Raw genomic sequence first — 7,940 nt, 5'->3', positions numbered from 1 at the left:
GGGCCGGGCCGGCGGCGGCGCGGGCGGCGGCGAGGCGCTCGGCGAGGTCGCCCGCGTCGCCCTCGCCGCCCGCCTCGGCAGTCACCGCGACGAGTTGCGCCTCGTGCTCGGAGAGCTCGGCCTCGAAGCGCCCGATGAGGTCGTCGAGCGACGCGGCGCGGGCCTCCTTCAGCGCGGCCTCGCGGTCGAAGCGCTCCAGCGCCGAACGGGCCTGGGCGGCGCGCTGCTCCAGCGCCGGGGGTTCGCGCCGGGCGGTCCGCAGCGCCTCGTCGGCGGCGCGCACGCGAGCGAGCGCGGCGTTGGCGGTGTCGCGGGCGGCCTTGGCCTTCGGCTCCAGCCCTTCGATCTCGCCCTCGACCTCGGCCAGGCGGGTCTTCTGCTCCAGCCGCACGGCCGCGGGCTTGGGCGCGTCGGCGCGGGCGGTGAAGCCGTCCCAACGCCAGAGGTCGCCCTCCTTCGAAACCAGCCGGCCGCCGGGAGCGAGCCCTTTCTGGAGCCGGTCGCCGTCGGCGCGGTCCACCAAGGCCACATAGGCCAGCCGCGCGGCCAATGCGGCCGGAACCTTCACCAGCGGAGCCAGCGGCGTCGCGCCCGCGGGCCAGGTCGGCGCCGGCGCCTCGCGGCCGCCCCAGTGTGCGGGGGCTGCGGGGTCCAGCGAGGCGTCCAGGTCGTCGCCGAACGCCGCCGCCAGCGCCGCCTCGTAGCCGCGGTCGGGCGCCACCGAATCCAGCGCCGGGGCGAAGCCGCCGCGCTTGGCCTGGGCGACGAGACCGGCCAGCGCCCGGGCCTCGGCGGTCAGCCGGCCGAGCTGCTCTTCCTGCTTCCGGGCGGCCTCGCGAGCGAGCGCCTCCGCCTCGGTGGCCTTGGTGCGCTCGTCCTCGGCGACGTCCAGCGCGGCGCGGGCGGCGGCGAGCGCGGCCTCGGCCTCGTCCAGCGCGGCCTTGGCCGCATGCGCCTGCGGGTTCAGCGCCGGGCCCAGGGCCTCGCGCTCGTGCTTGGCCTGGTCCAGCGCGCGGCGGGTGCGGGCGACGCGGGTCTGCGCCTCCTCGACCCTGGCCTGGGCGGCGCGGCGCTGTGCCTCCTGGGCAGCCAGTTCCCCGGCCAGCCGTTCCACCTCCGCGTCCGCGGCGGCGCGGGCGGTCTCGGCGGCGCGGGCGGCGGCCTCCAGTTCCGGCCCGCGCTCGGGCGCGGAGGCGATCTGGCCCTCAAGCGCCTGCAGGTCCTCGGCCAGCCGCCTCAGCGCGACCTCGGCGTCCTCGGTGATGTGGGCCTCGCGGGCGCGGTCGGCGTCGATCCGTTCCACGTCGCCGGTCAGCCGCGCGAGTTCGGCGGCATGGGCCTCCTCCTCGCGGTCCAGGCGGTCCTTGTCGATGGCGAGCTTGTGCAGGATGGCCGCGGCCACCGTCTCGGCCTCGCGCAGCGGCTTCAGCGCCGCGTCCGCCTCGGTCGCCCGCGTCGTGGCGGCGGCGGCGGCGCGCGCGGTCTCCTCCACCGCGCGAATGGCGGCCTGGGATTCCGCCCGCAGCCGTTCGGCGGCAGCCTTCGCCTCGGTCCACTTCGCCACCAGCACGGCGCCCTGCAGCGCCCGGATCTCGGCCGACAGCTTCTTGTAGCGCTCGGCCTGGCGCGCCTCGCGCTTCAACCGCCCGAGGTTGGCCTCCAACTCGCGCGCGACATCGTCCAGGCGGGTGAGATTGGTCTCCGCCGCCCGCAGCCGGAGCTCGGCCTCGTGCCGGCGCGAGTGCAGGCCGGAGACGCCGGCCGCCTCCTCGAGGATCAGGCGGCGGTTCTGCGGCTTGGCGGCGATCAGCTCCGAGATCTGGCCCTGGCGCACCAGCGCCGGCGAGCTCGCGCCCGTGGAGGCGTCCGCGAACAAGAGCTGCACGTCCCGCGCGCGGACCTCGCGGCCGTTGATCTTGTAGGTCGAGCCCTCGCCACGATCGATGCGGCGGACCACCTCGATCACCGGATGGTCGTTGAACGCCGCCGGGGCCTGTCGGTTGGAATTGTCGATGGTGAGCGCCACCTCGGCGTGGTTGCGCCCGGGCCGGTTCGAGGCGCCCGCGAAGATTACGTCGTCCATCCCGCCGGCGCGCATCGCCTTGGCGGAGTTGGCGCCCATGACCCAGCGGAGCGCCTCCAGCAGGTTCGACTTCCCGCAGCCATTCGGCCCGACGATGCCCGTGAGTCCTGGCTCGATCCGGAACTCGGTCGGATCGACGAAGGACTTGAAGCCCGCGAGCTTGAGGCGCTGGAAGTGCACGGCCGGCTAGCGCCTCCCGCCGGTCTTGCCCGGGGCGGGCTTGCGCGCCTTGGCGATGGCGGCGTCCAGGTCGGCCAGGGTCGGCACGTCCTGGCCCGGAAGCATGGCGCCGTTGACGAAGAACGTGGGCGTGCTGGTCACCTTGTCCGTCTGGGTCGCGTACTCCAGCCTGGCCTCGAGCGCCTGCGACGCCTTCTCGTCGGTGATGCAGGCCTCGAACTGGGCCTCGGTCATGCCGTTGGCCTTGGCGATCTCCACGAAGATCGGCTTGATCGGCGCGCCGGGCTGCCAACGCGACTGGCTCTTGAACACTTGGTCGACCACTTGGAAGTAGCGCGCGCCGCCGTTGCAGCGCGCCATCAGGAAGCCGGCCGCCGCCACGTTCGCCGGCGCCGTCAGCAGTTCGCGGATCGTGAAGTAGACCCGGCCGGTGTCGATGTACTTCTTCTTGAACGCCGGGAAGACCTGCTCGTGGAAGTGCGCGCAGTGCGGGCAGGTGAGCGACAGGTACTCGACGACATGCACCGGCGCCTTGGGGCTGCCCAGGTTCATGTCGCCCGGCGCGGCCTTCACCGCGGCCCCGGCAGGCGCGACCATCACCGCAGCGCCGGCGGCGGCGCCCGCGATGGTCGCGCGGCGGGTGAGCGCCGTCACTTCTTCGAGGCCTCGGCCACGGCGGCGTCCAGTTCCTCCATGGTCATCTCGCCTTCCTTCACCTTCTTGCCGTTGAAGAAGAAGGTCGGCGTCGAGCTGATGTTGGTGTCCTTGATGGCCTTCTCGACCCGGGCGTTGAGGGCGGCGGCCGCCTTCTCGTCCGAGACGCACTTGTTGAACTGGTCCTCGGTCATGCCGGCCGACTGGGCCACCTTCAGCAGCGTGCCGCGGGCGTCGCCGGTGCGGTACATCTCTTCCTGGCTGTGGAAGAGGGCGTCGACGACGCTGAAATACTTGTCCTTGCCGGCGCAGCGCGCGGTCAGGAAGCCGGCGGCGGCGATCGCCTCGGGCGGGGTCAGGAACTCGTGCAGGGTGTAACGCACCTTGCCGGTGTCGATGTACTTGGCCTTGAAGCCCGGGAAGACGTCGATGGCGAAGCGGCCGCAATGGCTGCAGGTGGTGGAGGCGTACTCCTCCATGTGCACCGGCGCCTTCGGGTCGCCCATGGTCATGGCGTCGGCCGAGGCGGCCGCGCCGCCACCGGCCTTGTTGCAGCTTGCCAGCGTCAGGGCCGCGCCTGCGGCGGCGGCGACCATCAGGAGACGACGGCTGAGGTTGGACATCGAGGACCTTCCGGAGGTTCTGAACAAAGGATTAAAGCGCGATTCCCACGCGCCGCGAGCCACCCTCTCGAAAGGGCGGCGGCGGGCAATTGCCGATTAGACCGCGGCGGTTTCGTGTCAACCTTGGCCGTGGCGCTTCAGAACGCCGCGCCCGAGCGCCAGGAGGGCGTCCTTGAGCCGTCCCTCGGGGGCCTGCGCCAGACCCTCCGTGAGCTTCGCCTCGGCGGCAGCATCCAGCGGCTGGGCGCGGCGGCGGGGCGCCGGCGGCTGTTCGGCGCGGTGCAACGGGCCCTGCACGATGCGCAGCTTCTGTACCGCGTCCGGCCCCAGGAACAGGTTCACCCGCGCCAGAATCTCGTGCGCCTGGTGCTGGATGATCGCGGCGGAAGGCCCCGCCACGCGGATCTCCAGCGACGAGGGCCCGCCGTTGCGGCCGCGGACCAGCTTCACCGGCTCGGTGCGCCGGGCGATCTCGGGCCCGACCACCTCGCGCCAGCGGGCCGTGAGCGCGCCTGCGCCCTGGCCGTACTTGGCGTCGAGATCCTTGATGTAGCGCGTCAGGCCCCGGCCCGCGGGCGGCGGCGGCCGGGCCTGTGGTCGCGTGCGCTTGGCGGCCAGGATGGCGCGGGCTTCCTCGAGCGTGGGGAGGGGTCTGCGGGACACGGCGCCACCCTACCGCGGCGTCGCAGCGGGTGGTAGGCGGGTGCGGTGACGCACGACACGCTCCGCGCCCAGCTCCTCGCCTGGTACGACGCCAATGCCCGCGACCTGCCCTGGCGCGTGGGGCCGGCGGAGCATGCCGCAGGCGTGCGGGCCGATCCTTACCGCGTGTGGCTGTCCGAGGTGATGCTGCAGCAGACCACCGTGCCGCATGCCGCGCCCTACTTCCTGAAGTTCACGGCGACCTGGCCGACCGTCTCCGACCTGGCTGCAGCGCCCGACGCCGACGTCATGGCCGCCTGGGCGGGGCTCGGCTACTACGCCCGCGCCCGCAACCTGCTGGCCTGCGCCCGCGCCGTGGCGACGGAGCACGGCGGCGTCTTCCCCGACACGGAGGGAGGCCTGCGCGCGCTGCCGGGGCTCGGGCCGTACACGGCCGCGGCGGTGGGCGCGATCGCCTTCGACCGGCCGACCAACGTGGTCGACGGCAACGTCGAGCGGGTGATGGCGCGCCTGTTCGCCGTCGATGAGCCCCTGCCCGACGCCAAACCCGAGCTGAAGCGTCTGGCCGCCGGCCTAGTGCGCGACGACCGGCCCGGCGACTGGGCCCAGGCGCTGATGGACCTCGGCGCCACCGTCTGCCGCCCCAAGGCGCCGCTCTGCGACCGCTGCCCGATCTCGGCCCACTGTGCGGCGCTGGCGGCCGGCGCGCCGGAAACCTACCCGCGCAGGGCCGAGAAGGCCGTCCGGCCGCACCGCCACGGCGTCGCCTATGTGCTGACCCGCGGCGACGAGGTGGCGCTGGTGCGCCGCCCGCCGAAGGGCCTCTTGGGCGGCATGCTGGCGCTCCCAACCACCGACTGGCGGGCCCAGCGGTGGGACGACGCCGAGGCGGTGCGGCACGCGCCCGCCAAGGCGGCATGGCGCGGCGTGGGCGAGGTGGAGCACGGCTTCACCCACTTCACGCTCACCCTGCGCCTGCTGCGCGCCGAGGGCGACGCGTCCGGGGTGATCTGGAGCCCCCGCCGCGACCTCGACGCCCTGCCCAGCGTGTTCCTCAAGGCGGCGCGGGCGGGGCTCACGAACCTGCTCTGACCGCGCAAGCCGCTAGTTCGCGACCGCCTTCTCCACGCCCTCCAGCATCGTCGCCCAGGTCTTCTCATACTGCGCCTTGTGCTCGCGGTCGGCGTCGGTGACCGAGCCGTCGGCGTTGGCCTGAGTGATGACGACCTCGGTCCCGCCGTCCTTCGGCGCGACCTCGACCGTTACGAGGTGCTTCTGGCCCTGTCCGCCGCTCTGGTGGGTGTAGCTGAAGCACTTGCCGGGCTCGAAAGAGCGCACCTCGCCCGTGTCCTCGAACGGCTTGCCGCCGAACTGGCCCTTCATCGTGATGGGCGAGCCCACCTTCCAGTCGGTCTCCACGTCCGCGCCCATCATGTAGGCCTTCATGCCCGCCTTGGACGTGAGCGTGTCCCACACCTTCTCCGGCTTCGCCGGGATCACCCGCGAGGCCTGCGCTGTCGCCTTCATGGCCGCCTCCTAACCTTGATAGGCGACCAAACGCGGAACGGCGGCGAAAGGCTTCAGTCGACCTCGGGCCGCAGCGGCGGACCGGACGGGCCGTAGGGCCAGCTGCGGTAGGGCCGCCGCAGCACCGGCACGCCCAGCTCCTTGGCCACCGCCACCAGCACGTCGGGGCTGAAGCAGTAGAGCCGCAGGCGCGAGACGCCGCCCTCGCCCATCTCGAAACGCCAGACCTCGTTCAGGCCCTCGACGCCGTCCTGGGTGCGGAAGCCGATCGCCACCGGCTCGCCCTGAACGACCGCCACCTCCCAGCGCGGGGCGTCGTGCAGGCCGAACTGCGGGGCCACGAAGTGGGCGTGCTCGACCGTGGTCTTTCCGACCTCGTACCCGTCAAACGTCGGCCCGCCGCTCATGTCCACCGTGACGTCGGCCAGGCAGAGCGCGCGGATGGCGTCGAAGTCCTTGGCGGTCAGCGCGGCGACGAAGCGGTCCACCACCTCGCGCGGCGTGGCCCACGGCGACGGCGGCGCGGCCTGGGCGGCCCTGAGGCGCGCGCGGCCGCGGGAGAGCGCGGCCTTTACCGCGCCCACGGTGGTCTTCAGCATGCTGGCGGTCTCCTCCAGCGAGAAGTCGAGCACCTCGGCCAGCAGCACCGCCGCCCGCTCCCGCGGCGCCAGGTGCAGGAAGAGGCCGTTGGCGGCGGCGCGCACGTCCACGACCTGGCTCGCATCGTCGGCGGGCGGCGGCGCCTCGGCCTCGACGGCCGCGGCGTGCGCCCGCTCCAGACTGGCGCGGCGCAGGCGGTCGATCCACAGGTTGGTGGCCGCGCGGATCAGGTAGGCCCGCGGGTGGGTGAGCTGCGCGTTGACCTTGCCCAGCTGGGCGAACGTCTTCGCCAGCACGTCCTGCACGAGGTCCTCGCCATCCCAGACGTTGCCCGTCAGCCCGCAGCAGTAGCGGAACAGGTCGGGCCGGAGCGGCGCGAGGTCGTCGATGAATTTCCGCCAGCCGCCCTGGACCTCCTCCTGGACGGCGAATGCTCCGGTCTCGTCGGCCATGCCGATCCCCTTCTAGCCAATGCGACCTAAGACGGACGGGGACGCGAAAAGGATACGCGGGAACTTTAGGGTCTGGGCGCGCGCGGGAACACGAAACTGAGCGTCACCAGCGCCGTCAGCGACATGGCCAGCGCAGCGGCGGGGATGGCGGGCACCCCGAAGCTCGCCAGGGCGGCCCCGCCCATCGTCGAGCCCAGCGCCTGGCCCATGGCGAACACCGAGCCGTTCAGCGCCAGCGCCACCGGGGCGCCGTCGGTCATCTGGATCAGCCGCGACTGCGTGACCGGCGAGATCGAGAACAGCGCCGTCGCCGCCAGGAAGACGGCGGCCAGCACCAGCCCGTCGACGGCCAGGCCGTGCGGCAGGACGTGGTGGGTCGCCGACAGGTGCAGGGTCATGGCCACGCCTTGCAGCGCAATGCACTGGAGCACCCAGGCCTTGCCCGCGCCCCGGTCGGCGGCCCGCCCGCCCAGCCACAGGCCCGCGGCGGCGCCGAAGCCGATCATCGACTGGAAGATCGCGACGCCGGCCCCGGTCACGCCCGTCCCCACCCGCACGATCGGCGCGATGTAGAGGTTCAGCGTCATGTTGGCGGCGAAGGTCAGGAAGCTGGTCAGGTAGAGGGGCCAGATGCCGTCGAGCTGCAGCCTGCCGCCTTCGCGCTTGGGCGGCGCCGGCACGCTGGGCAGGAACACGGCGACGGCCGCCAGGGCGACGGCGGCCAGGATCGCGGCCACGACGAAGGTCGCCCGCCAGCCGAACATCGCCCCGGCGACGCTGCCGATCGGGATGCCGACCACGAACGCCAGGGTCATGCCGCCCGACACCATCGCCAGCGCCGAGCCGCGCCGCTCGGGGGGAACCAGCGACGCCGCTGCTACACTGGCGGCCGGCCCCGACATGGCGCCCGCGACACCCGCCAGGGCGCGGACCACGAGCAGGGTCTCGAAGTTGGGTGCGATGGCGCAGGCCAGATGCAGAACGAGGCCGATCACCAGGCCCAGGATCACCACGAACCGCCGGTCCATGCGGCCGAGACCCCAGGCCACGACCGGGCCCAGCACCGCCGAGGTCAGGACGTAGGCGGTCTGCAGCTGGCCGGCCACGGCGGTAGAGACCCCGAGGTCCGCCGCCATCGGCTCGATGAGGCCTGCGAAG

General features: G+C 73.2%; 8 protein-coding genes. 1 reads left to right on the top strand and 7 read right to left on the bottom strand.

Annotated features, from left to right (window positions below):
* The 4 genes from VGD44_RS11585 to VGD44_RS11570 all read right to left on the bottom strand — a co-directional run.
* Positions 1-2,263 (bottom strand): AAA family ATPase (locus VGD44_RS11585; protein ID WP_331087082.1); only part of this gene is annotated, 2,263 nt, incomplete at its 3' end.
* Between the two features lie 6 nt (positions 2,264-2,269).
* A complete protein-coding gene (locus VGD44_RS11580) occupies positions 2,270-2,917 on the bottom strand; it encodes a DsbA family protein (RefSeq protein ID WP_331087080.1) in 648 nt (215 codons plus the stop codon).
* A complete protein-coding gene (locus tag VGD44_RS11575; protein ID WP_331087078.1) occupies positions 2,914-3,540 on the bottom strand; it encodes a DsbA family protein in 627 nt (208 codons plus the stop codon). The genes VGD44_RS11580 and VGD44_RS11575 overlap by 4 nt, the downstream gene beginning before the upstream one ends.
* Before the next feature lie 117 nt (positions 3,541-3,657).
* Complete coding sequence (locus VGD44_RS11570; protein ID WP_331087076.1) at positions 3,658-4,203, bottom strand: DUF721 domain-containing protein; 546 nt, start codon at positions 4,201-4,203, stop codon at positions 3,658-3,660.
* A 45-nt stretch (positions 4,204-4,248) separates the two neighbouring features.
* On the opposite strand from VGD44_RS11570, the gene mutY reads away from it, so the two are divergent.
* A complete protein-coding gene (gene mutY, locus VGD44_RS11565) occupies positions 4,249-5,295 on the top strand; it encodes an A/G-specific adenine glycosylase (protein ID WP_331087074.1) in 1,047 nt (348 codons plus the stop codon).
* A gap of 12 nt (positions 5,296-5,307) precedes the next feature.
* On the opposite strand, the gene VGD44_RS11560 is transcribed toward mutY, so the two are convergent.
* From VGD44_RS11560 to VGD44_RS11550, 3 genes are all read right to left on the bottom strand, one after another.
* Positions 5,308-5,730 carry an SRPBCC domain-containing protein gene (locus tag VGD44_RS11560; protein WP_331087072.1) on the bottom strand — a complete coding sequence of 141 codons (423 nt, stop codon included), beginning with the start codon at positions 5,728-5,730 and terminating at the stop codon, positions 5,308-5,310.
* Between the two features lie 53 nt (positions 5,731-5,783).
* Positions 5,784-6,782 carry a sigma-70 family RNA polymerase sigma factor gene (locus VGD44_RS11555; RefSeq protein ID WP_331087070.1) on the bottom strand — a complete coding sequence of 333 codons (999 nt, stop codon included), beginning with the start codon at positions 6,780-6,782 and terminating at the stop codon, positions 5,784-5,786.
* Positions 6,783-6,847: 65 nt separating this feature from the next.
* Positions 6,848-7,940: MFS transporter (locus tag VGD44_RS11550; protein WP_331087068.1), on the bottom strand; the 1,093-nt coding region annotated here is incomplete at its 5' end.

The organism is Phenylobacterium sp., assembly GCF_036402295.1.
GTDB lineage: Bacteria > Pseudomonadota > Alphaproteobacteria > Caulobacterales > Caulobacteraceae > Phenylobacterium.
Note: the sequence above shows the minus strand (reverse complement) of the source record. Positions and strands in the feature narration are given on the sequence as shown.